Raw genomic sequence first — 22,070 nt, forward strand, 5'->3', positions numbered from 1 at the left:
ATCCCGCCACAGGATCGAAGCGGCGGCTTCAGGCGAAGCGACGGTGTAGATCGCATGCTCCAGCATATAGACGCGATTGGCGGTGGCGATGGCCACGGCCCCACCCGATCCGCCCTCGCCGATGATAACCGAGACGATGGGCACGCCGACGGAGAGGCAGGTGTCGGTGCAGCGGGCGATGGCCTCCGCCTGCCCTCGCTCCTCGGCGCCGATGCCTGGATAGGCGCCTGCCGTGTCGACCAGACTCACCACGGGAAGCGAGAAGCGGTCGGCCATCTCCATGAGCCGCTGGGCCTTGCGGTAACCCTCAGGCCGCGCCATGCCGAAATTGTGCTTGATGCGGCCTTCGGTGTCGGAGCCTTTCTCGTGTCCGATGATCACGGCCGAGCGCCCTTTGAGACGTCCGATGCCGCCGATGATCGCCTGGTCCTCGGCGAAGAAGCGGTCGCCGGCAAGCGGGGTGAAATCCTGAACGAGCCCGTCAATGTAGTGGCGGAAGTGGGGCCGCTCGGGATGCCTCGCGACTTGCGTCTTTTGCCAGGGGGTCAGCTCCGAATAGGTCTCCTCCAGCGCCTCGCGCGCCTTGGCTTCGAGCTTGGCAAGCTCCTCCTCGATGGACATGGAATGCTGCTCGGCGGCGAGAGCTTTGAGCTCGGCGACCTTGCTTTCAAGCTCGGCAATGGGCTTTTCGAAATCGAGATAGGTGCGCATTTGGCTAAAGGTGGCCCATGAGACCCGTCCTCGACGGGCTGCCGCGCTTCAACGGCGGCGGGAACGTGCTTTTAAGTGGCCTTGGGGCGAAACCGTGTCAACCGGCAACCCCCAGCCTCCGACTTTGGGCGAGGTTAGCTCCGTTTGGTTAAATGTACCTGAGCCAAAGGGTGGTGTTGCTCGACAAGGCGCCGCAGCCGCTCCTCGATGACATGGGTGTAGATCTGAGTGGTCGAGATATCGGCATGGCCCAAGAGCTGCTGCACCGTACGCAAATCCGCCCCCCGCTCCAGCAAATGGCTGGCAAAGGCATGGCGCAGAACATGCGGCGAGACGCGCGACGGTTCGATCCCGGCGGCGATGGCAAGCGCCTTCAGCTCCTGGCCGAAGCGCTGGCGGGTTAGATGCTGACTGCCGCTCCCTGAGGGAAACAGCCAAGGCGACCGCGCGCGACCTTGTGCCTCGTCGGCCGCGAGCGCCGCGACATGGTCGGCGAGCGCCTTGCGGGCAGAGTCGTTGAGCGGCACGAGGCGCTCGCGGCCGCCCTTGCCCTTGATGGTCATCACCTGGTCGTCGCTCACGAGCACACCGCGCGGCAGGCCGATCAGCTCCGAGACGCGCAAGCCCGTGGCATAAAGCGTCTCGAGCAGCGCGTAGATGCGGAGTGCCCGCCGCCTAGCGGAGCCTTCGCCTGCCTGCTCCACACCATGCGCCGCCGTCTCGAGCAGGCTCTCGACCTCGGCCAGCGAGAGCAGCTTCGGCAACGGGCGTCCGAGCTTCGGGCTGTCGATCGCCGAGCAAGGATCGTCGGCGCGGATGCCCTCAGCCAAGAGGAAGCGGAAGAACTGGCGCAAGGCCGAGAGCTTGCGCGCCCGCGAGGTCGGCGCGAGCCCCTTGCGGCTGAGCCCCGCGAGATAGGCGCGCACGCTATCGGCCGAAGCGTCGCGCGCGGTCCTCCGCTTGGTGGCGAGGAAGGCAAGAAACTCGCTCAAGTCGCCTGTGTAGGCCTCGATGGTTTTCGCGGCGGCGCCGCGCTCGGCCATCAGCATGTCGAGGAACAGCGCGAGCTCCGCCCCGTTGCTTCTGCCTGATCGGCCTTTCGTGCCCACCTGCTCAGGCCTTTCCGCGCGCGGGCCAATGGGCGTAGAGCGCCTCGAAGGCGAGACGGCGCGCTTCGGTCTCGAGCCCAACGCGCTTCAAGGCGCGCAAGCCGTCGCCGAGCGCGATCAGATGGGCGCCCTGCGGACCGTCAGGCCCAAACGCCGCCCCCGCAAGCAGGATGGTGCGGCCGGTATCGCCGGCATCGGCGGCCTCCTTCAACGTGCTGAGCAGGCCCGTCGGCGGCAAATAGCCGTCGTCGGGCTGCGGGGTCTTGGCGGCAAGGTCCCAGAGCGGGATGGGAACCTCCTCGCCAAGCGCATCGAGCGCGGTGACCAACCGTTGCAGCAAGGGGCCAGGGAGCCCGGCCTTCAGCGCGATGTCGACGCCAGAGTCGAGCGCGCTGCGCGCCCGCTCGCTCAAAGGATCCGTGGTCACCAGCAGCAATTGCCAACTGCGCACGCGGTCGCCGGCCTGTTCGGTCAGATCCCAAGCGGTCTGGTCGTCGCCGGCAAGCGCCGCCACGCGCACGCTCGTCTCGGTAAAGCTTGCAGCTTGCGTATTCTGTAGCTCCTTCGATTGCGCCATGGCTTGCGCCATCGGAATTTCCATCCTTGCGTCCTTGCCGCTGGCGAGCAAAGCGTCGATCGACTCGGCGCGGATCTTCGCCGATGTCTGCGCTTCGAGGGAGGCAAACAGCTTCGCCCGCAACGCCCCCGGCGATTGCGCCGATTTGGGCAGCCGAGGTGCCGCGTCCCGGTAGACGGTGGCGAGCGTCTCGCCGTCGATGATGTTGAGCGAGGCGGCGCGCTCCGCCGCGGCAACGCGAAGTTCCGGCCCCGCCTCGTCGTCGCGCGCCAAAAGAAAGAGAAGCTCGGGACTGGCCTTGGCGGCGATGTCAGGCCGGCTAGCGGATTGGCTGAGTTTCAAGAACAGATAGTCGAGAATGTCGACGCTTCTTGGCAGCGGCCCGCGTGCGCCCTGCCCGGCGATGGCCCGCGCCGCGAAGGCCATGTCCGCGCCATTGTCGTGGGCAACGTCGAGCGCGTTGCGCGCGGCCTCCTTATCGCCGCTCACCGCGGCGCAATAGGCCGGGATCAGGAAGCTCGCGCCCTTCGCAGCGCCGTCGGCCTGCCCCGTGCTGAGTTGCAGCGCGCAGGCCTCATCGTTGCGGCCGGCGGCAAGCAGCGCCAAGGCGTAGGCCGCGAGCGCGTCGGGCTCGTTGGCATCTCCAAGCATGTCGATCAACTCGTTGACGCGGCCCCCGCGCTGAAGCGCCGCGATCTTCACCTCCGTCTCGCTGCCATAGCCTTCGGGGCTCGTGGCGAGAGCGCGGGCGAGCAGGCTCGCGAGCGCTGGCGAGGATGAGGGTATGGGAACCTGGGCGAGCAGCCTCTGCATGGCGTTTGCGTCGAGCCCGCGCCACAGATCGGGCGGAAGCGCACTTTCCCCGCGAGATTCGCCAGCGCTCAGCGGCGGCGGCGCAGGCGGGTGAAGCTGCGAATCCCAATTTTTGGGAGGCAGAACCGATGGCCCACCCGGACCTTCGTCATCTTGGAGCGGAGCTTCGCCTTGCTGCTGCGAATTCCAATCTCCGGCGGGCGCCCCCGGCAGCCCACGCGGACTCTCATCAACTTGCGGCGGAGCCTCACCTGGCAGGACGGGAAGTTGGCGCCGCTCGACCTGCGCCAGAGCCGGTTCCCATCCGCTGAGGATGGCGGCGATCGTGATGGCTAGGCCGGCGAGGAGACTCTTACTCGGTCCGCACCTTGACGTTACGCAAGGACTTGGAGATTTCCTTCGGCTCAGGCTGGAAATATTCGGCGAGCACATAGAGGCTCCCAGTGACGACACCGGCGATCACCCCCAAGACCATCAACAATCGGAAGAGTGTCGGCATCGAGGCGCTCGTGTCCCGTTAGTGTTCTTGTCCTTCTCCGCTAGACCTTAGGGCGCTCTTGTAGCCGCGAAGGGGGCCTTATTATGACCCCGACCGCAAGGCGCCATGCGGCCCGCGCTATGATGGACGATTCGAAAGGCCGTTGTCAGCACGAGAAAATCGTGGAACCGTGCCGCCAACGGATCGCCCCGGGCTGTGGCTCGGAGCGCCGTTTTTGACGAATGGATGACCTTCGACTGGCTGAGCGCAAGAAAGAACTGAAGCCCGAGCGCCTGGCATGGATCCGCGAGGCCCTTGCGGCAAGGAGCATCGTGCTGATCGGCCTGATGGGGGCCGGCAAGACAGCCGTGGGCCGCCGGCTTGCCAACCGGCTCGAACTCCCCTTCACCGACGCCGACAGCGAGATTGAGGCCGCCGCGGGCCAGACCGTGAGCGAGATCTTCGCCGAGCACGGCGAGCCCTATTTTCGCCAGGGCGAATCGAGGGTTATCGCCCGCCTGCTCCAGGGGCCCTCGCAGGTTCTCGCCACCGGCGGCGGCGCCTATATGGACGCCCTCACGCGGGCCAATATCAAGGCGCACGGCATCTCGATCTGGCTCAAGGCCGAGCTTCCGGTCCTGCTCCATCGCGTGCGCCGGCGGGACAACCGGCCGCTCCTCGCCTCCGATGACCCCGACAAGGTGATGCGCGAGCTCATGGAAAAGCGCTATCCCATCTACGCCGAGGCCGATATCACCGTGGAGAGCCGGGACGTGGCCCATGATTTGATCGTTGGCGACGTCGTTGAGGCCCTGGCGCGCTGGCTCGACAAGGAGGCCAGGGCGGCGGCCGCAAAGAGCCGCGGCAAGGTGTGAAGGATGCGAGACCGACTTGCCGCTTTGGCGCCCGATACACAAGAGACCACCATCACGGTGGGGCTCGGGATGCGGAGCTACGACATCGTCATCGGCGAGCGGCTTCTCGATGAAGCCGGACCGCGCATCGCCGCGGCGGTTCCAGGCGGGCGCTGTGCCGTGGTGAGCGACGCCAATGTGGCGGCACTCTACCTTGACCGGCTGAAGGCGAGCCTCGGCGGGCTTTTCCTTGGCGAAGTGGTGGTGGCACCTGGCGAGCCAAGCAAGAGCTTCCCGGTGCTTGCCCAAGCCTGCGAGCGGCTGCTCGAGCTTGGCGTCGAGCGCGGCGACACGGTGATCGCGCTCGGCGGCGGCGTGGTCGGCGACCTTGCAGGCTTTGCCGCAAGCATCCTGCGGCGCGGCGTCCGTCTCGTGCAGATGCCGACGACCCTGCTCGCCCAGGTCGACTCCTCGGTCGGCGGCAAGACCGGCATCGACACGGCCCAAGGCAAGAATCTGATCGGCACCTTCCACCAGCCAAGCCTGGTGCTCGCCGATATTTCCGTGCTTGCGACGCTCGCCCACCGCGAGTTCCGCGCCGGCTACGCCGAGGTGATGAAATACGGGCTGCTCGGCGACGCGCCCTTCTTCACCTGGCTCGAACAGACCTGGCCGCAGATCTTTTCCGGCGAGGGGGGGGCCCGCGCCTCTGCCATCGCCACGAGCGTCCGCGCCAAGGCTGCGATCGTCGAAGCCGACGAGCGCGAGGAGAGCGGGACGCGGGCCCTGCTCAACCTCGGCCATACTTTCGGGCACGCGCTTGAGGCTTTCGCCGGCTATTCCGACCGGCTCCTGCACGGCGAAGCCATCGCCATCGGCATGCGGCTTGCCTTCGCCTTCTCCGCCGAGCTGGGCCTGTGCCCGGCCGGCGACGCCCTCCGCGTCGAGCGGCATATCGCAGCGGTCGGCTTGCCCGGCCGCATCGCCGACATTCCCGGCGATCCGCCGACGCCGGAAAAGATGCTCAAGCTCATGGCCCAGGACAAGAAGGTGAAGGGCGGCAGGCTCGCGCTCGTGCTCGCCCGCGGCATCGGACAGGCATACGTTGAGCGCGATGTCCCTATGGAAGCTTTGAGCGCGTTCCTTGCGCGGGAGTGCAAACGCCGATGATGGGCTTGGGCATCACGCTTGGCGCCATCCTTGGTCTCTTGATCCTCTCAGCCTTCTTTTCCGGCTCCGAGACGGCGCTTACCGCTGCGTCGCGCGCGCGCATGCACGCGCTCGAACAGGACGGCAACCGCCACGCCAAGATCGTCACCTACCTGTTGTCGATCCGCGAAAGGCTGATCGGCGCCATTCTGCTCGGCAACAGCCTCGCCAACATCGCCGCCTCGGCACTCGCCACCAGCCTGTTTCTCAACCTGTTCGGCGAGGCCGGCGTGGCCTACGCCACGGTGTTGATGACGGTTCTGGTCGTGTTGTTCGCCGAGGTGCTGCCCAAGACCTACGCCATCGTCAACGCCGACCGCATGGCCCTCTTTGTTGCCCCGGCCGTGCGCTTCGTGGTCGCGGTGCTCGCCCCCGTCACCCGCGCTATGCAATTCCTCGTCCGCCACACCTTGCGCCTGTTCGGCGCCTCGGTCGGCGACGACGTCGAGGTGCTGTCTGCCCATGAGGAGCTGCGCGGCGCCATCGACCTGCACCACAAGGAAGGCGGCGTGGTAAAGCTCGACCGCGATATGCTCGGCGGCGTGCTCGATCTTCGCGAGCTCGCCGTCTCGGACATCATGGTGCACCGGACCACCATGGATGCGATCGACGTCGACCTGCCCACCGAGCAAGTCGTGGATGCGGCGCTGAAGAGCTCGCATACCAGGGTGCCGCTGTGGCGCGGCGAGCGCGAGGAGATCGTCGGCATCCTTCACGCCAAGACCTTGCTGCGGGCGCTGCGCGATGCAGGCGGCGATCTCGGCAAGCTCGATATCATGTCGTTGTCGACACCGCCCTGGTTCGTGCCCGACTCGACCTCGCTCAAGGATCAGCTCAACGCCTTCCTCAAGCGCAAGGCGCATTTCGCCATCGTGGTCGACGAGTACGGCGAGGTCATGGGCCTGGTCACGCTCGAGGACATCATCGAGGAAATCGTCGGCGACATCACCGACGAGACCGACATCGCCTCGATCGCCGCGCGCGTGCAGCCCGACGGGTCGCTGATCGTTGACGGCACGGTGCCGATCCGCGACGTGAACCGCATGATGGATTGGAACATTCCCGACGACGAGGCCACCACCATCGCCGGTCTCGTCATCCACGAGGCGCAGGCCATCCCCTATCAGGGGCAGCGTTTCAACTTTCACGGCTTCCTGTTCGAGGTGCTGCGCCGGCAGAGGAACCGCATTACCTCGCTCAAGGTGACGCCGCTTACCGCCGCGCGCAAGGCGAAGCGGGCGCAAAGCAAAGCCTCTTGAGCCTTACGGCGCCGACCTATGGCCCCTTGGCCCGCTCTTCCGGCGTGAGCGCGGAGACGGCAAGTGCGTGCACGCCGCCGGCGAGCTCCTCGGCCAGCGCCGCATTGACCATGCGGTGACGCTCAAGCCGCGATTTGCCGGCAAAGACCGCCGAGACCACCGTGACGCTGAAATGGCTCTCTCCGGTTCCGGGAGACGCATGATGGCCGGCGTGACCGTGGGAGTCGTTCACCACCTCGATCTCCGCCGGAGCGAAGGCGCCCTTCAGCTTTTCCCTGATCGACTCTTCGATACGCATCGGCACCTGATCCTTTCGTCATTGCTCGCTTTTCGGTGGCGGGTCGATCAGCCGCACGGCCAAGACAGGGGCTGCGGCCCGAATTTCCGCGGCGATCTTCTCGAGCCTGGCCACCGATCCGTCCAGGGCAACAATCCGCACCACAGGATTGAAATACGCAAGTGTCGGCCGTCCATTCGACACATCGAGATGGGGCCGCGAGGAGAGCTCCCGATAATAGGCTGCCATCGGGCCGGGCGCTGCATCCAGCGCAAAGCGATCATAGGCGAGACTCGATGTGACCACGATATCGGCCATGCCCTTGTTCGGCCGGAAGTTGATGCCAAGGATGCGGCGGTTCCGCTCGTAGTCGGCATAGCGATCGAAGATCACGCGCGCGCCGCTCGCCGCGACGATGGGAGGAACGATCGTGCGCGGATCGACGTCGGGAGAGTTGATCCGCAACGACATCGATAGCGCCGGGACGGCCGCGAGTAGGACGGCGATCGCCGCCACGGCCCCGCGACGATCAAAGCGGGTCAAGAGCTCGTGAATGAAGGACGCGCCAAGGATAATAAGCAGCGACACAAGCGGCAGCATGTAGCGGGAAAAATCGGGAAATGGCTTGAGCGGTGTGGCCTCGTGAACGGCGTACCACAGAAGTGCGAAGCTCGCGATCAGCGCAAGCGGCATCCGCCGCTCCCGCCCCGCGACGAACGGTGCCGCAAGACCGATGAGGCCTAGCGCAAGGAGCGGCGTGCCGAGACCAGGCCACAAGCTTTCGCGGAGATGGAACACGCCCCAGGTGAGGGGGAGCGGCAACGGCACGTCATGGCCGTGGATCGAATGCGCGAGCTCGGAATTCACGCCCCGCCGCCAACGTTCGATGCGCCTGATCGCCGGCAGCATGATGAGGAGAAAGGTGCCGATCGAGGTGGCGGCGACGGTTGCGGCCCTCAACCACCGCCGCTCGGGTCCGGGCGTGGGGACGAAAAGAATGGCAATGACCGCGAAAGGCAGGAACAGCGTGCCGATATATTTCGAGCCGGCGGCAAATCCGGCGAGGAGGCCGAGCAGGATGGCGCGATGCGGCGCCGGCTCCTGCAGCAACCTGATCAGTGCGGCGAGCGCCAGCAAGAGGAAGGCAGCGACGAAAATATCCTCCTTGAAGATGCGCGCATGCACGGTGAAAAGCGGCGTCGCCGCGGTCGCTGTCGCCGCCGCCAGGGCCGGCAGGTCGGGCAGCACGAGCCTTGCCAGGCTGAAGGTGGCGAACACCATGACGCCGCCGGCCAATGCGCCAAGCACCCTGACGAGCTGCGCCAACGACGGCAGATCCGCTGGATGCACCACGAGTGCCACGGCTTGCGCCAAATCGATCATGAACAGGGGATGGTAGTAGGCGTAGCGTCCCGTTCTGACGCCGCGAAGCTTGACGATCTCGTCCCATGCCGCGCCGATAGGATAGTCGATCAGGCTGAGCGTCACCGCTACCGAGACCGCCGCGAGCAAAAGGGCCGCCATGGTCGCCCAAGATACGGTCGGCCAAGACGTGCGCGCCCGCATTTTTGTCCCCGCTCCCCGCCTGCTGCCCCTGACCCGACAGGCTTCTGACATGTTTTGTTCAACAATGGCTGCTCCAATCGGAGCCGCGTTCCGACCTTTCGACTATCAGGCTTGGCCGCACGGTTCGAGGGGGAGAGCGCCGCGCTTGCCCTTCACAGGCCGACTACCCATAATTGCCGTAATGAAACTCGACTCGAAATTCTTCGACCGCCTCCGCGTCAAGCCAGACGCGGCGAGGCTCGTGCGCGACGCCTGCCCGACTTGCGAATGGCAAGGTTGCAGGGAGCCGGGTCTCTACCCTGCGCCCAAGGGCCGCGGGCATGACGGCGAGTATCACCGCTACTGCCTCGAACATGTCCGCCAATATAACAAGTCTTACAATTACTTCGCCGGCATGCCGGACGAGGACGTGGCCCAGCATCAAAAGGACGACACCATCGGCCACCGCCCGACCTGGTTCGTTGGGGTGAATTCCTGGGCGCGCAATCGCGCCACGCGGAACGGCGAGCGCCGCAACGGCTTTGCCCACCGATTCACCACGTATGACCCGTTCGGGCTGTTTGGCGCCAAGGCTGAGCCCGCGCCGAGCCAAGCCGGCGAGCCGCCCCGGGTCTTGCACAGGGCCGAGCGCAAATGCCTGCGCCAGCTCAATCTCGAGGACACCGCCACCAAGGCCGAGGTCAAGGCGCGCTTCAAGGATCTGGTCAAGCGTCACCACCCCGACCGCAACGGCGGCGACCGCCGCTCCGAGGACAAGTTGCGCGAAGTGATCCAAGCCTATAATTATCTGCGTCAGGCGGGGCTAGCTTGAGCGGCTTGGCCCTCACCCCGCATTATCAGGGCTTACGCTAGAGCGGGCCCGCATAGCATGCGATCGACAGGCTCTTAATCTCATGACCTTTGCAGCTACGACCAACGGCGCCGGCCTGCCGGACATGACAGTTTCGGTGCGTCAGGTTTTCGGCATCGACACCAATCTCGAAGTGCCGGCCTATTCGCAGGCCGACGAGCACGTGCCTGATGTCGACCCCGACTATCTGTTCAACCGCGAGGTGACGCTCGCCATCCTGGCCGGCTTCAAGCACAACCGCCGGGTGATGATCCAGGGCTATCACGGCACCGGCAAGTCCACCCATATCGAGCAGGTGGCGGCACGGCTCAACTGGCCGTGCATGCGCATCAACCTCGACAGCCATGTGAGCCGCATCGACCTCGTCGGCAAGGACGCCATCGTCATCCGCGACGGACAGCAGGTGACCGAGTTCCGCGAGGGCATCCTGCCTTACGCGCTGCAGTCCAACACGGCGCTGTGCTTTGACGAGTACGACGCCGGCCGCCCGGACGTGATGTTCGTAATCCAGCGGGTGCTCGAAGTCTCGGGCAAGCTCACTTTGCTCGACCAATCCAAGGTGATCAGGCCGCATCCGTCCTTCCGCCTGTTCTCGACCACCAACACCATCGGCCTTGGCGACACGAGCGGCCTCTATCACGGCACGCAGCAGATCAATCAGGGCCAGATGGACCGCTGGTCGATCGTCGCCACCCTCAACTATCTGCCGCATGACGACGAGGTGAACATCGTGCTGGCCAAGGCCAAGAGCTGGAACACCGACGCCGGCCGCAAGATCGTCGGCAACATGGTGCGCGTGGCCGAGCTCACCCGCAATGCCTTCATGAACGGCGACCTGTCCACGGTGATGAGCCCGCGCACGGTGATCACCTGGGCCGAGAACGCCGAGATCTTCAACGATGTCGGCACCGCCTTTGCACTGAGCTTCCTCAACAAATGCGATGAGCTCGAGCGCGGCCTGATCGCCGAGTTCTATCAGCGCTGCTTCGGCGAGGATCTGCCCCAGTCGACCGCCAACGTGGCCTTGAGCTGACGATGCCCTTGAGCAAGCGCAAAGAGGCGCCGCTCGAACCGTTCAAGCGGTCGCTCACGCTTGCCACCCGCTCCATCGCCGCCGACGGCACGGTGGAGGTGATCTTCTCAAACGAGCCGCCTGGCCTGTACGGCAAGACCGCGCGGCTGCCTGAACCTTCTCGTGTGCCGACCAGGAACGAGATCGCCGTGATCCGCGGCCACGCCGACGCCGCGGCCCTCGCCGTCGCCTGTCACGATCCGGGCCTGCACGCCAAGCTCGCGCCGCCGGGCGGCGAAGCGCGCGCAGTATTCGAGGCGATCGAGCAAGCAAGGGTCGAGGCCATCGGCGCCCAACGCATGCAAGGCGTTTCTGCCAACCTCACCGCGCGGCTCGAGCAGCGCTACGAGCGCAGCCGGATCAACGAATCGACGGACCGCTCCGAGGCGCCTCTGCCGGAGGCGCTTTCGCTGCTCGTGCGCGAGCGGCTGACCGGCCTCGCCCCTCCGGGGAAGGCCCGGGCCATCGCCAATCTTTGGCGCCCGTGGATCGAGAGCCGCGCCCGCGCAGTGCTCGATCGCATGCCGGACACGGTCTTCGACCAGGATGCCTACGGCCGCCTTGCCCGCGATCTGCTTGCCGCCTTGAACCTTGCCGATCAGCTCGACCAGACCGGCGACGAAGGCCAAGAGGGGAAAGAGGGCGAGCCCAAGCCCTCCGCGCTGGAGGCTGAGAACGAAGACGCGGAGGGACGCCAACACGCCGAGTTCGCCTCCGACGCCCAGGCCGATCAGGACTCCTTGACCGACGAGACCCTCGAAGAGCGCGACGAAGGCGCGGCCGACCGCCCCGATCGCGAGGCGGACACGCCCGACTCGACGCGCCGGCCCGAGCCTTGGCGCCCCAACCTCTCGGTGCTCGATAACCCCGAGGCCTTCGGCTACAAGGTGTTCACCCGCGCCTATGACGAGATCGTCGGCGCCGAGGATCTCTGCGACGCTGACGAGCTCGAGCGTTTGCGCGCCTTTCTCGACAAGCAGCTGCAAGCCTTGCACGGGGCCGTGGCGCGGCTCGCCAACCGCTTGCAGCGGCGCCTGCTTGCGCAACAAAACCGCGGCTGGGACTTCGACCTCGACGAAGGGCTGATCGACGCTGCGCGGCTAGCGAGAGTGATCGTCGATCCCATGCACGCGCTCTCCTTCAAGCAGGAGCGCGAAACCCAGTTCCGCGACACCGTGGTGACGCTGCTGCTCGACAATTCGGGGTCGATGCGCGGCCGCCCGATCATGGTCGCCGCCTGCTCCGCCGACATTCTCGCCCGCACGCTCGAGCGTTGCGGCGTCAAGGTGGAGATTCTCGGCTTCACCACCCGCGCCTGGAAGGGTGGTCACGCCCGCGAGCAATGGCTCAATGCCGGCAAGCCGGCCCTCCCGGGCAGGCTCAACGATCTCCGCCACATCGTCTACAAATCTGCCGATGCCCCTTGGCGGCGGTCGCGGCGCAATCTTGGGCTGATGATGCGCGAAGGGCTGCTCAAGGAGAACATCGACGGCGAGGCGCTTGCCTGGGCGCATCAGCGGCTCTTGGCCCGGCCCGAGCAGCGCCGCATCATGATGATGATTTCCGACGGCGCGCCGGTCGACGATTCGACGCTCTCGGTCAATTCCGGCTCTTATCTCGAGCGCCATCTTCGCCAGGTCATTGAGGAAATCGAGACCCGCTCCTCCGTCGAGATCGTCGCCATCGGCATCGGCCACGACGTGACCCGTTACTATCGGCGTGCCGTGACGGTAACCGACGCCGAGGAGCTCGCCGGCGTCATGACCGACAAGCTCGCCGAATTGTTCGACGAGGATCTTGCCTGGCGCCAATTCTACCGCGCGGCCCCCGGTGCTGCGCGCGCCAAGCGCCGCAAGTTGAACTAGCGGGGCGCCGTGGCGTCTTCCTCGGCGAGAGTCTGGCGCAATACCGCCGCCGCGATCCTCGCTATTGCGGCGTTCTTCATCGTCGCACCTGCCTTCGCCGACAAGACGGCAAGCGTGCTGCCCCGTGTCGAGCGGCTGGCCATCACCGCCATTCCCATCGACTTCGACCGCGACGATCCGGCGCGCAAGCAATTCGGCAAGCTCGTCTGGCGCGGCGGGTTCAATCTATTCGCCAAGTCGCCCTTCTTCGGCGGCTATTCGGGGCTGATCGTCGCTCCGTCCGGCAAGTCTCTGCTCGCTATTTCCGATGCCGGAACCTGGCTCAGGGCCAATATCGACTATGACGGGCGGAGGCTCAAAGGCCTGAGCGAGGCGACCATCGGTCCCATCCTCGGGCATGATGGAAAGCCACTCGCCGGCGTTGTCGAGCAGGACTCAGAGGGCTTGGAGCTCCTCGACGGCGACATTTCGAAGGGCGCCGCCTACGTCGCCTTCGAGCGCAACCATCGCGTTCTGCGCTATCCCTTCACCCCCGACCGCTTCGGGCCGCCTGACGGCGGGCTTACTCTTCCCGCCGAGACCAAGCGCATGAGCGCAAACCGCGGCATCGAGGCTGTCGCCCCGATCCGCACCGGCGGGCTCAAGGGCGCGACGGTTCTGTTTTCCGAGCGCCTACCTGACAAGAACGGCAATCTTCGCGGCTGGCTGATCGGGGGACAGGCGCCCGGCGCGATAGCTCTCAAGAACGTCGGCGGCTTCGACATTACCGACGCAGCTTCCCTGCCCGACGGCGGCATCGTCGTGCTCGAACGCCGCTTCCGCTACAGCGAGGGCGTGAAAATGCGCATTCGCCGCATCGCCGCCAAAGACCTCAAGCCCGGAGCGCTCATCTCCGGCGAAGTCCTGCTCGAGGCCAATGACAGCTTGAACATCGACAATATGGAAGGGATCGCCGTGCACCGTTCGGCCTCTGGCGAGACCGTCCTCACGCTGATCTCCGACGACAATTTCAGCCCGCTGCAGCGGACGCTTCTGATGCAATTCGCTCTGCCCGACGCCAAGCCGGTGCTGGCCGAGCCTCAGTCGCGCTAGGAGGCCGAGGCGGCGACGCTTTGCACCTTGGCGATATCGCGCTTGAGACGCCGCGCTTTCAGCGACAATTCCTCATCGCCGGCCTTGAGCAGATAGGCGTCGAGGCCGCCGCGATGCTCGACCGAGCGCAACGCCGCGGCGCTGATGGTGAGGCGTACGCGCTTCTTCAGCGCGTCGCTCGCCAGCGTGACATTGCACAGATTGGGCAGGAACCGGCGTTTGGTTCTGCGCTTGGCATGGCTGACATTATTGCCGGAGAGCACCGCTTTGCCGGTCAGCTCGCAACGACGGGCCATCGTACTTAGTCCTTGTCTCTAGACGTGCTAGGAAGCGGGTGATGCGGAACGGCAAGACAAAGGTCAAGCGTTCCCGCGAAATCGGCGGAGATATACGGGCCTGGTTGCCTGCGGTCAAGGCAATGAAAACCGGATATCTCAACCTCAGAATTGACGAATTCTGCGAATAATCCGAAATTTGGGCTGGGGGCGCCTTCCTTTTGGCACTACCAGTCTCGAGGGTTGGGGCCATGCCAATAGCGCGACATGTTTTGAGCCTTGCGGCTGTCGTAGTCCTCACCTGCGGGCTGGGGGGCGCCCCGTCGGGCGATTCCGCCTTTGCCGAGATCAGCATAGGGTCGGCGAACCGCATCACCGCGGTCTATCGCGTCGACCTTGCCGGCTTCAATCTCGGGAACTTCCAGCTGACCACGGTGTTCCGCGGCACCGATTACGAGATGCGCGGCGAAGGCCGCTTCTCGGTCCTCCAGGGGCTGATCTTCGAGTGGCACGGCACCACGGCGAGCAAGGGCAGATTCGGAGGGACCGGCCCCGAGCCCGCCATGTACAGCCTCAACTTCGAGGGCGGAGACAAGAGCCAGCAGCTGCGCATGACCTTCGACGGCGGCGCCGTCACGCAAATTTCGCGGATACCGAAGAAGCGGTTCAACCCGCACGTCATCCCCATCACCAAGGAGCAGCTCGAAGGCGTGCTCGATCCGATGACGGCCGCGTTTCTCTATGCCCGCTCGGGAAATCCCAACGGCGACCCGAAGGTCTGCGACCAGACGATTCCGGTGTTCGACGGCGAAGCGCGTTTCAACCTCATCCTCGAACCCAAGCGCACGGTGAAGCTGCAAAAGAATTCGTCGACCGGCTATTCGGGCTTCGCCGCGGTCTGCCGCGTGAAGTTCATTCCCATCTCCGGCTACCGTCCGGACAATCCCGGCATCAAGCTCATGTCGGAGACGAACGAGATCGAAGTCTGGCTGGTCTCGCTCCCCGGCACCGAGATGTACGTCCCCTACCGCATCGTGCTGCCGACCCTGGTGGGCTACGGCTATGCCACCTCGACCTCATTCAACGTCCAGCGAGGCGCAAAGCGCGCCAGCCTTCAGGAATAGCCCCTCTCGTTCCAGGCCGGCCAAGGGTTAACGGCAAGGCCTCCAATCCCAATATGTAGTAGCGAACAGATGCCGAAAATTAACGCTCCCCTGATTCGTCCGTGTTCCGTTCCCGTTGTTCCCCTGGGGTGCTGGGCCCCACATGAAGCCTGCGCGTCAACTGGTTGATTCACGGTCGCGAAGATGCACTGGGCGGTGACCTTTGACAGAGTGAGCTCGATCTGGTGGCGCCGGTGAAGAACGAAATCCGAATGGACCGAGTCAGCGATTCGGACGAGATTCGTTCCCCCCTCGTTCCAGACCCGGCGCGCCTGTCCTGATACGCTATCGGTAGGGCTTAGGAATGCGAGCATGAGCCGACTTCCCCCAAGTTCCGGAACAATGCGCGGCAGAGGCGTGACCGCGGTGCTTGGGCCGACCAACACCGGCAAGACCCATCTGGCCATCGAGCGCCTGCTCGCCCACGATGTCGGCATCATCGGCCTGCCGCTGCGTCTGCTCGCCCGCGAGGTCTACGACAAGATCGTGGCGCGCATCGGCCCGGGCAAAGTTGCGCTGATCACCGGCGAAGAGAAGATCAAGCCGCCGTCGCCGCGCCATTATGTGTGCACCGTCGAGGCGATGCCGCTCGATCTCGAGGCCGACTTCGTCGCCGTCGACGAGATTCAGCTCGCCGCCGACGGCGAGCGCGGCCACATCTTCACCGATCGCCTGTTTCACGCCCGCGGTTTCAGCGAGACGCTGCTGCTCGGCGCCGCCACCATGCGCGACGCCATCCGCGAATTGCTGCCTGGCGCCCACATCGTCTCGCGCCCGCGCCTCTCGACGCTTACTTACGCCGGCGACAAGAAGATCACGCGCCTGCCGCGGCGCTCGGCCATCGTCGCCTTCTCGGCCAACGACGTCTACGCCATCGCCGAGCTGGTGCGGCGCCAGCGCGGAGGTGCTGCCGTGGTGCTCGGCGCGCTCAGCCCTCGTACGCGCAATGCGCAAGTCGCCCTCTACCAGAACGGCGACGTCGATTTTCTGGTGGCGACCGACGCCATCGGCATGGGCCTCAATCTCGATCTCGACCATGTGGCCTTCGCCGGATTGCGCAAATTCGACGGGCAAGTGCATCGCGATTTGACCCCGGCCGAGCTTGGCCAGATCGCCGGCCGCGCCGGCCGTCATATGAATGACGGCACCTTTGGCGTGACCGGGCAGGTTCCGGCGTTCGAATCCGAGCTGATCGATCGGCTGGAGAACCATTCCTTCGATCAGGTCGGCATGTTGCAATGGCGCAACCGCAAGCTCGATTTCGGCTCGATCGAAAGCCTCAAGGACTCTTTGCGCGAGACGCCGGACCATCCTCGGCTCATCCGCTCGCGCATGGTCGACGACGTGATCGCGCTGGAGAATGTCAGCCACGACGCCGGCGTGCGTGAACTTGCCACCGGACGCGCCGGTGTCGCGCTGTTATGGGAGATGTGCCAGATCCCGGACTATCGCAAGATCTCCGCGGCAAGCCACGCCGAGCTCGTCGGCGCGCTCTTTCGCTTCGTGATGAGCGACGCAGGCCGGATTCCCACCGATTGGTTCGCGCGCCAGGTGGCTCTCGCCGACCGCACCGACGGCGACCTCGATACGCTGTCAAACCGGCTCGCGCAAATTCGCACCTGGACCTTCGTCTCCCACCGCGCGCAATGGCTCGACGATCCGGAGCATTGGCAAGGCCGCACCAGGGCGATCGAGGACATGCTGTCGGACGCGCTGCATGAGCGGCTGACGCATCGCTTCGTCGATAAACGAACCAGCGTGCTGATGCGGCGCCTCAGAGACAAGGAAGACCTCGTGGCGGAGATCGGCGCCGACGGCCGCGTCATTGTCGAGGATCACTACGTCGGCAGCCTCGACGGATTTCGCTTCACGCCGGACACGAGCGGCGACGGCATCCACGGGCGCGCCGCCCGCCACGCCGCCGTCAAGGTGCTGGCGCATGAGCTCGGCGCCCGCGCCGCAGCCCTCTCTGCTGCGAGTGACACCGACATCGTGCTGAAGCAGAACGGCCGCATCGCTTGGCGCTCATCGGAGATCGCGCGGCTCGAGCGCGGCGGCGGCCCGCTTAAGCCGAGGATACAGCTGCTTGCCGACGAGCATCTCGGGCCGGTCGAGCGCGAGCAGGTGTTGCGCCGCATCGAAGCTTGGCTTTCTGCCCAGCTCAACGGCCGCCTCGCGCCGCTTGTGGCGCTGAGCGAAGCCTCGGACCTCTCAGGGCTTGCCCGCGGCCTCGCCTTCCGCGTCGTTGAGACGTTTGGCGTGCTGCGCCGCGATGCGGTCGCCGGCGAGGTCAAGGCGCTCGACCAAACCGCCCGCGCCGGCTTGCGTAAATACGGGGTGCGCTTCGGCGCCTTCAACATCTACATACCGGCGCTGCTCAAGCCTGCCGCCGCCGATCTGCTGTTGCTTCTCTGGGCGCTCCATGCCGGCCGGGACTACGGCATCGACGCCGAGGCGCTGCCGCCGCGCCCCCAGCAAGGGCTGACCTCCGTCGAGGCCGACGGCCGCGTGCCTGAGCCCTATTGGCATGCCGCAGGCTTCCAGATTGCCGGTGCGCGCGCGATCCGCATCGACATGCTGGAGCGGCTGTCCGATCTCATCCGCGCGCGTGTGTCGTGGAGGCCGGTCGACGGCGGCGAGCCGGCGCCGCCCGGCGCCACCGGTGACGGCGGCTTTCGCGCAAGCCCCGAGCTCATGAGCGTGGTCGGCTGCTCGGGCGAGGATTTCACCTCGATCTTGAGGGCACTTGGCTTCCGCCGCGAACGCCGTAGGCTTGAGCCGGCGGAGGCCCGCGCCATCGAGCCCGTGCATGACGGCAATGGCTCCGAAGCGCCGGCTCCGGCGAACGAGCCAACCTCTCAGCCGGACATCGCCTTCGATGAGATCTGGCGTCCAGGTAAGTGGAACGAGGGGCGAAAGCCGCAAGCCCACGAGACAAAAGGAGAACCGCGCCGCCGCGAACGGCAGGCTCAAGCCCCGCGCCAGCGCGAGCAGCAGCCGCGCCTTGAGCGCAAAGAGCGCCCGCGCCCGTCCGACTCTTCGCCCTTTGCCGTGCTCGCCGAGCTTCGCCGCAACCTTGCCGCCCGGCGCCCTGAGGGTAACTGACGCGATCAGATGGAAGGTCAACGGCTCGACAAATGGCTGTGGTGCGCGCGGCTCGTGAAGACGCGATCCCTTGCCGCCAAACTGATCGAGGGGGGCAAGGTCAGGGTCAATGGCGAGCGAGCGCTGAAAGTGAGCCGCCATGTGCGCATGGGCGATGTGGTGACCGGGACCGGCGCTGGCGCCGGGCGCCTCTTCGTGGTGCGGGTCGCAGGCGAGGCCGAGCGGCGTGGACCGGCGACGAACGCCCGGTCGCTCTACGAGGATTTGACGCCTGAGGCGCCTCCTTCTCCTTCGGTGCGCGCGCGGATCGAGGTCCATCGCGGGCCGAGGCCGACCAAGCGCGACCGCAGGCGCCTCGACGCGATCAGGGCCGACGATGCTTGAGTCGCGGTGTGGTCTCGCGGCCGCGCTTTGCGGACGTTCGATGGCAATCGCTTGCCTTGTACTGGTGTCGCTATTGGGATAGGCAAAGCCCCTCATCGCCCCCAAATAATTGGGGCGAGGGGGCCGGAAGAAAGGGCTGGGCGGAGCCGCTAAAGCCCTAAGCCAAGTGGGTTAGATGACGTACGTCGTCACGGAAGTCTGCATCAAGTGCAAATACACCGACTGCGTTGAAGTCTGCCCGGTGGACTGCTTCTACGAGGGCGAGAACATGCTCGTGATCCATCCCGACGAGTGCATCGATTGCGGGGTGTGCGAGCCTGAATGCCCGGTTGACGCCATCAAGCCCGACACCGAACCTTCGCTCGACCGCTGGCTCGACCTCAACCGCCAATATTCGGAAACGTGGCCGAACATCACCACCAAGAAGGCGGCACCACCCGACGCCGACGCCTTCGTCAGCGAGCCGGGAAAGTTCGACAAATATTTCAGCACCAACCCCGGCGAGGGGGACTAGGGCGCGACGCTCTCAAATTATTCACCTTACCGTCAAAATGTCGCATGTTGCGGTGCAAAACGGGCTGTGCTGCGGCACCGCATGACTTTCCGATTTACTAAAATTGTGTTATATTGGTGTTGAGATGGCGCGGATTGCCGCCGGTGAGCACCAAGAGAGGCGTCCCTAGTCGCGGGCACGCTTTTTTTTCCGTCTTGAGGGAGGTTACGCGATCGGGGGTTCCTGATCGACGCTCATTTTTGTGCTCGCTGCCGCGACAACCCTGGGATCTAAGCCTTGTAGGAGGCTGAGACGACTACGATGTAAGGTTTCGTATTGAAGCGGCGGAAAGATCGGCACAGCGACGCGCCGGTTCCATCAATTAACAGAGTGAGACGAGAGTAATGCCCGAGAAGAAGAAACCACAGCAAAGACACGGTTTTCGTACCAACGAGTATATTGTCTATCCGGCTCACGGAGTCGGTCGCATTGTGAGCATCGAAGAGCAAGAGATTGCCGGCGCGACTCTTGAGCTATTTGTCATCAACTTCGAAAAAGACAAGATGACGCTCAGGGTGCCGACTGGCAAGCTCGAGACGGTCGGCATGCGCAAGCTGTCAGAGGACAAGATCGTCAAGAAGGCGCTCGGCACGCTGAAAGGCAAGGCCCGCGTCAAGCGCACCATGTGGTCGCGCCGGGCGCAGGAGTACGAGGCCAAGATCAATTCCGGCAATCTCGTCGCCATCGCCGAGGTGGTGCGCGACCTGTACCGGTCTGAGGCCCAGCCGGAGCAGTCTTATTCCGAGCGGCAGCTTTACGAAGCGGCACTCGATCGCATGGCACGGGAGATCGCCGCCGTCGAGCGCATGGACGAGGCAAGCGCCGTCGCCAAGATCGACGATGTGCTCGCCAAGACGGCACGGCACGCGAAACTCGCGGCGGAAGCCGACGCGCGCACCCGCGCGGCCTGAAACTGACGCCCAGATCTGAATCATTAGGCCCGGCTCGTGCCGGGCCTAAGCTTTTTGAGGGACTAAAGCGCGATTGCGCCGGTCGGCGGTCCTTTCGGCGCCTCGGGCGCTGGCGGCGGGGAGCCTCCACCCTCGGGCAAAAGCTCGATCTGCTCGACATGGGTCACGTGGATCATCGGCCCGTTCCGCCACTCGATCCAGCCGCGCACCCTGAGCTTCTTTCCGGCAAGCGCCTTCGGATCGATGCCGGCGGCCTTGAAGGCCTCGCCGTCCTTGCGCTCGATCAGCACGGTGAAATCCTTGTGCCAATCCTTGTCGAAGTTGAGATAGATGCGTCCCCCCGAGTCGCCGACTTGCGCCACCACGCCTTCGACTAGCTGGTAGCTGCGGGTGAGACGCCCGAGGCGCTCGACATTGTCGGCGGCAAGGACGCGATAGGCCCAAGAGCCCCAAATCCCCTCGCCCTTCGCCCTCGCCCCGGCTTCGCGGGCAAGCAGCTCGCTCACGCAGGCATGGTTGTCGGGGAAGGAATAGACCCGGGCGAACCCGTTGCCGACAAGCTCGCCTTGCAGCCAGATGCGTTCCTCGCCCTTCACCACATAGACTTGCGCGAGCGCATGGTCGTGGCGATCGGTGCGGGCGCCGCCATAGCGAAGTTCGACCTCGGCACCTGAGGCAAGCTTCGACAGGGCCTCCTTCGCCTCGTTGACCATCGGCCAGGGACGATCGGCCTGCGCGGCGATGGGCGCCGTCGGCGCCTTGGCGTTGACGAGCCGCACGACCGTGCCGTCGGTGAGCTGAAGCGTCTCGCCATCCTTGACCTCCGCGACCGTGCCTTTCTGCGGTTCGGAGAGTTCGCAGGCGAGCGCCGATGCGGAAGGAAGTGCGAAAGTGAGGCAGGTTGCGGCGAGAAGAGACCCAAGAGCGACAGGCTGGAAATTTACCATCGGAAGCCCCCTTAACGCGATTATGTTCCTATTTTGTTCTACAATCTTGTAGACGTCAAGAAGAATCGCCGAACGGGTTTTTTTGCACAGGGGAAACTCGGTGAGCGCCAGCGTCCCACGCATGCTTGCGCGCGCATCGCACCGCGGATAGGCCTATATAACCGCTCGCGGCAAATGCCGGCGCGCCGATCGGGACCCCGTAGCTCAGTAGGATAGAGCATCAGATTCCTAATCTGAGGGTCGCAGGTTCAAATCCTGCCGGGGTCACCAATCACAATTAGCTCGCCGGCCCCTGCCGCAGAACTTTCTTTCCTCGGAGACTGGCATGGAAAACAAAGGGCAGGTTCTAACTGTGGCCTTGTCTGCTTTGACGACCGTCCTGGTGGCCGTTCTGGGCTTCTACGGCAGCCGAAGTCTCGAAGAGATCCGCAAGGACTCCGCAGAAATAGCGCAGACAAAAACAATAGAGCTGGAACGGGAAAAACTGAGGGCAGAACAGCAAGCTCGGCTAGAGAAGAATCTCTTGGAGTTTGTACCTAAACTTGTCGGCTCGGACGAAGCCGCAAGAAAGGCGGCCACGGCGGTCTTATTCATCCTCTATCCGAATGATGCGAAGTCTTATATCGACCGCGCCGCCGCATCGCTCGGAGAGGAGGAGAAAAAGTCCTTCCAACCGGCCATCAAGCAAGCAGAAGGTCTCGCCGAAAGGACAGGCTCCTGGACGATCGTGATTGGTAGCGATTCAAGTCTCGAAGCCGCCCAAGACGAAGCCAACAAGGCGGCGAAGCAGGGTTACACGCCAGCGGTCATATACAAGAAGGGCAAGTGGTTTGTCACAACGGTCGGCAGCTACCCCAGCCAAGACGTGGCGAACAGTGAAAATGTCGCTATTCGGTCGAAGATCCGAAGCAGCGCCTTTTCGGTGAACGTGAATAGCTGGTGCAATAGTCCCGTGGACAAGACCGGCTATTACGAATGCGGGTCATAGTCTGATGCCGCC

20 protein-coding genes, 1 tRNA gene and 1 pseudogene are annotated in these 22,070 nt (G+C 64.8%); 14 read left to right on the plus strand and 8 right to left on the minus strand.

Annotated features, from left to right (window positions below; genetic code table 11):
- The 4 genes from ACREC7_RS09270 to ACREC7_RS09285 form a co-directional block, all read right to left on the minus strand.
- Positions 1-711, minus strand: a 711-nt coding sequence (locus ACREC7_RS09270) for an acetyl-CoA carboxylase carboxyltransferase subunit alpha (protein ID WP_431555398.1), incomplete at its 3' end; no start/stop codon positions are given.
- 134 nt (positions 712-845) lie between these two features.
- Positions 846-1,820 carry a site-specific tyrosine recombinase XerD gene (locus ACREC7_RS09275; protein ID WP_431555399.1) on the minus strand — a complete coding sequence of 325 codons (975 nt, stop codon included), beginning with the start codon at positions 1,818-1,820 and terminating at the stop codon, positions 846-848.
- A gap of 4 nt (positions 1,821-1,824) precedes the next feature.
- On the minus strand, positions 1,825-3,210 hold the full coding sequence (locus tag ACREC7_RS09280) for a hypothetical protein (protein WP_431555400.1): 1,386 nt from the start codon (positions 3,208-3,210) through the stop codon (positions 1,825-1,827).
- 352 nt (positions 3,211-3,562) lie between these two features.
- Positions 3,563-3,709 (minus strand): histidine kinase, encoded by a 147-nt coding sequence (locus tag ACREC7_RS09285; RefSeq protein ID WP_424390361.1) that lies wholly within the window; start codon positions 3,707-3,709, stop codon positions 3,563-3,565.
- A 221-nt stretch (positions 3,710-3,930) separates the two neighbouring features.
- On the opposite strand from ACREC7_RS09285, the gene ACREC7_RS09290 reads away from it, so the two are divergent.
- Genes ACREC7_RS09290 through ACREC7_RS09300 form a run of 3 tightly spaced genes read left to right on the plus strand, consistent with a single transcriptional unit; the run spans position 3,931 to position 7,010 of the window.
- Positions 3,931-4,563, plus strand: a complete 633-nt coding sequence (locus tag ACREC7_RS09290) for a shikimate kinase (RefSeq protein WP_431555401.1) — start codon at positions 3,931-3,933, stop codon at positions 4,561-4,563.
- A gap of 3 nt (positions 4,564-4,566) precedes the next feature.
- Positions 4,567-5,712, plus strand: coding sequence for a 3-dehydroquinate synthase (gene aroB / locus ACREC7_RS09295; protein WP_431555402.1), 1,146 nt, complete (start codon positions 4,567-4,569; stop codon positions 5,710-5,712).
- Positions 5,709-7,010: an HlyC/CorC family transporter gene (locus ACREC7_RS09300; RefSeq protein ID WP_431555403.1), complete on the plus strand. Its 1,302-nt coding sequence runs from the start codon at positions 5,709-5,711 to the stop codon at positions 7,008-7,010. Before aroB ends, ACREC7_RS09300 begins: the two co-directional genes overlap by 4 nt.
- A gap of 16 nt (positions 7,011-7,026) precedes the next feature.
- Here ACREC7_RS09300 and ACREC7_RS09305 read toward each other — a convergent pair whose 3' ends face one another.
- On the minus strand, positions 7,027-7,308 hold the full coding sequence (locus ACREC7_RS09305; protein WP_431555404.1) for a BolA family protein: 282 nt from the start codon (positions 7,306-7,308) through the stop codon (positions 7,027-7,029).
- Positions 7,309-7,326: 18 nt separating this feature from the next.
- Positions 7,327-8,811, minus strand: a complete 1,485-nt coding sequence (locus ACREC7_RS09310; protein ID WP_431555405.1) for a glycosyltransferase family 39 protein — start codon at positions 8,809-8,811, stop codon at positions 7,327-7,329.
- Between the two features lie 223 nt (positions 8,812-9,034).
- Between ACREC7_RS09310 and ACREC7_RS09315 the strand changes: the two genes are divergently transcribed.
- The 4 genes from ACREC7_RS09315 to ACREC7_RS09330 all read left to right on the plus strand — a co-directional run bounded on the left by ACREC7_RS09315 (position 9,035) and on the right by ACREC7_RS09330 (position 13,732).
- Positions 9,035-9,664 (plus strand): J domain-containing protein, encoded by a 630-nt coding sequence (locus ACREC7_RS09315; RefSeq protein WP_431555406.1) that lies wholly within the window; start codon positions 9,035-9,037, stop codon positions 9,662-9,664.
- Positions 9,665-9,746: 82 nt separating this feature from the next.
- Entirely contained in the window at positions 9,747-10,736 is a 990-nt protein-coding gene (cobS, locus tag ACREC7_RS09320) for a cobaltochelatase subunit CobS (RefSeq protein WP_431555407.1), read from the plus strand.
- A 2-nt stretch (positions 10,737-10,738) separates the two neighbouring features.
- A complete protein-coding gene (cobT, locus tag ACREC7_RS09325) occupies positions 10,739-12,640 on the plus strand; it encodes a cobaltochelatase subunit CobT (protein WP_431555408.1) in 1,902 nt (633 codons plus the stop codon).
- 9 nt (positions 12,641-12,649) lie between these two features.
- Positions 12,650-13,732: an esterase-like activity of phytase family protein gene (locus ACREC7_RS09330; protein ID WP_431555409.1), complete on the plus strand. Its 1,083-nt coding sequence runs from the start codon at positions 12,650-12,652 to the stop codon at positions 13,730-13,732.
- Here the strand turns inward: ACREC7_RS09330 and rpmB are convergent.
- Positions 13,729-14,028, minus strand: a complete 300-nt coding sequence (gene rpmB, locus ACREC7_RS09335; protein WP_431555410.1) for a 50S ribosomal protein L28 — start codon at positions 14,026-14,028, stop codon at positions 13,729-13,731. The genes ACREC7_RS09330 and rpmB overlap by 4 nt on opposite strands.
- A gap of 230 nt (positions 14,029-14,258) precedes the next feature.
- On the opposite strand from rpmB, the gene ACREC7_RS09340 reads away from it, so the two are divergent.
- From ACREC7_RS09340 to ACREC7_RS09360, 5 genes and pseudogenes are all read left to right on the plus strand, one after another.
- Positions 14,259-15,131 (plus strand): DUF3108 domain-containing protein, encoded by an 873-nt coding sequence (locus ACREC7_RS09340; protein WP_431555411.1) that lies wholly within the window; start codon positions 14,259-14,261, stop codon positions 15,129-15,131.
- Positions 15,132-15,482: 351 nt separating this feature from the next.
- Positions 15,483-18,275 (plus strand): helicase-related protein, encoded by a 2,793-nt coding sequence (locus tag ACREC7_RS09345; protein WP_431555412.1) that lies wholly within the window; start codon positions 15,483-15,485, stop codon positions 18,273-18,275.
- A gap of 9 nt (positions 18,276-18,284) precedes the next feature.
- Positions 18,285-18,659 carry an RNA-binding S4 domain-containing protein gene (locus tag ACREC7_RS09350; RefSeq protein WP_431555413.1) on the plus strand — a complete coding sequence of 125 codons (375 nt, stop codon included), beginning with the start codon at positions 18,285-18,287 and terminating at the stop codon, positions 18,657-18,659.
- A 175-nt stretch (positions 18,660-18,834) separates the two neighbouring features.
- Complete coding sequence (gene fdxA, locus ACREC7_RS09355; RefSeq protein ID WP_431555414.1) at positions 18,835-19,173, plus strand: ferredoxin FdxA; 339 nt, start codon at positions 18,835-18,837, stop codon at positions 19,171-19,173.
- Positions 19,174-19,562: 389 nt separating this feature from the next.
- Positions 19,563-20,123: pseudogene (locus tag ACREC7_RS09360) on the plus strand (CarD family transcriptional regulator); the annotation flags it as partial.
- 62 nt (positions 20,124-20,185) lie between these two features.
- On the opposite strand, the gene ACREC7_RS09365 reads toward ACREC7_RS09360, so the two are convergent.
- On the minus strand, positions 20,186-21,070 hold the full coding sequence (locus tag ACREC7_RS09365; protein ID WP_431555415.1) for a thermonuclease family protein: 885 nt from the start codon (positions 21,068-21,070) through the stop codon (positions 20,186-20,188).
- 193 nt (positions 21,071-21,263) lie between these two features.
- On the opposite strand from ACREC7_RS09365, the gene ACREC7_RS09370 reads away from it, so the two are divergent.
- Together ACREC7_RS09370 and ACREC7_RS09375 are read left to right on the plus strand one after the other, a co-directional pair.
- A tRNA-Arg gene (locus ACREC7_RS09370) sits at positions 21,264-21,340 on the plus strand.
- 55 nt (positions 21,341-21,395) lie between these two features.
- On the plus strand, positions 21,396-22,058 hold the full coding sequence (locus ACREC7_RS09375; protein WP_431555416.1) for an SPOR domain-containing protein: 663 nt from the start codon (positions 21,396-21,398) through the stop codon (positions 22,056-22,058).
- The last annotated feature ends 12 nt before the right edge of the window (positions 22,059-22,070 follow it).

The organism is Methyloceanibacter sp. (genome assembly GCF_050728395.1).
In the GTDB taxonomy this organism is placed as follows: domain Bacteria; phylum Pseudomonadota; class Alphaproteobacteria; order Rhizobiales; family Methyloligellaceae; genus Methyloceanibacter.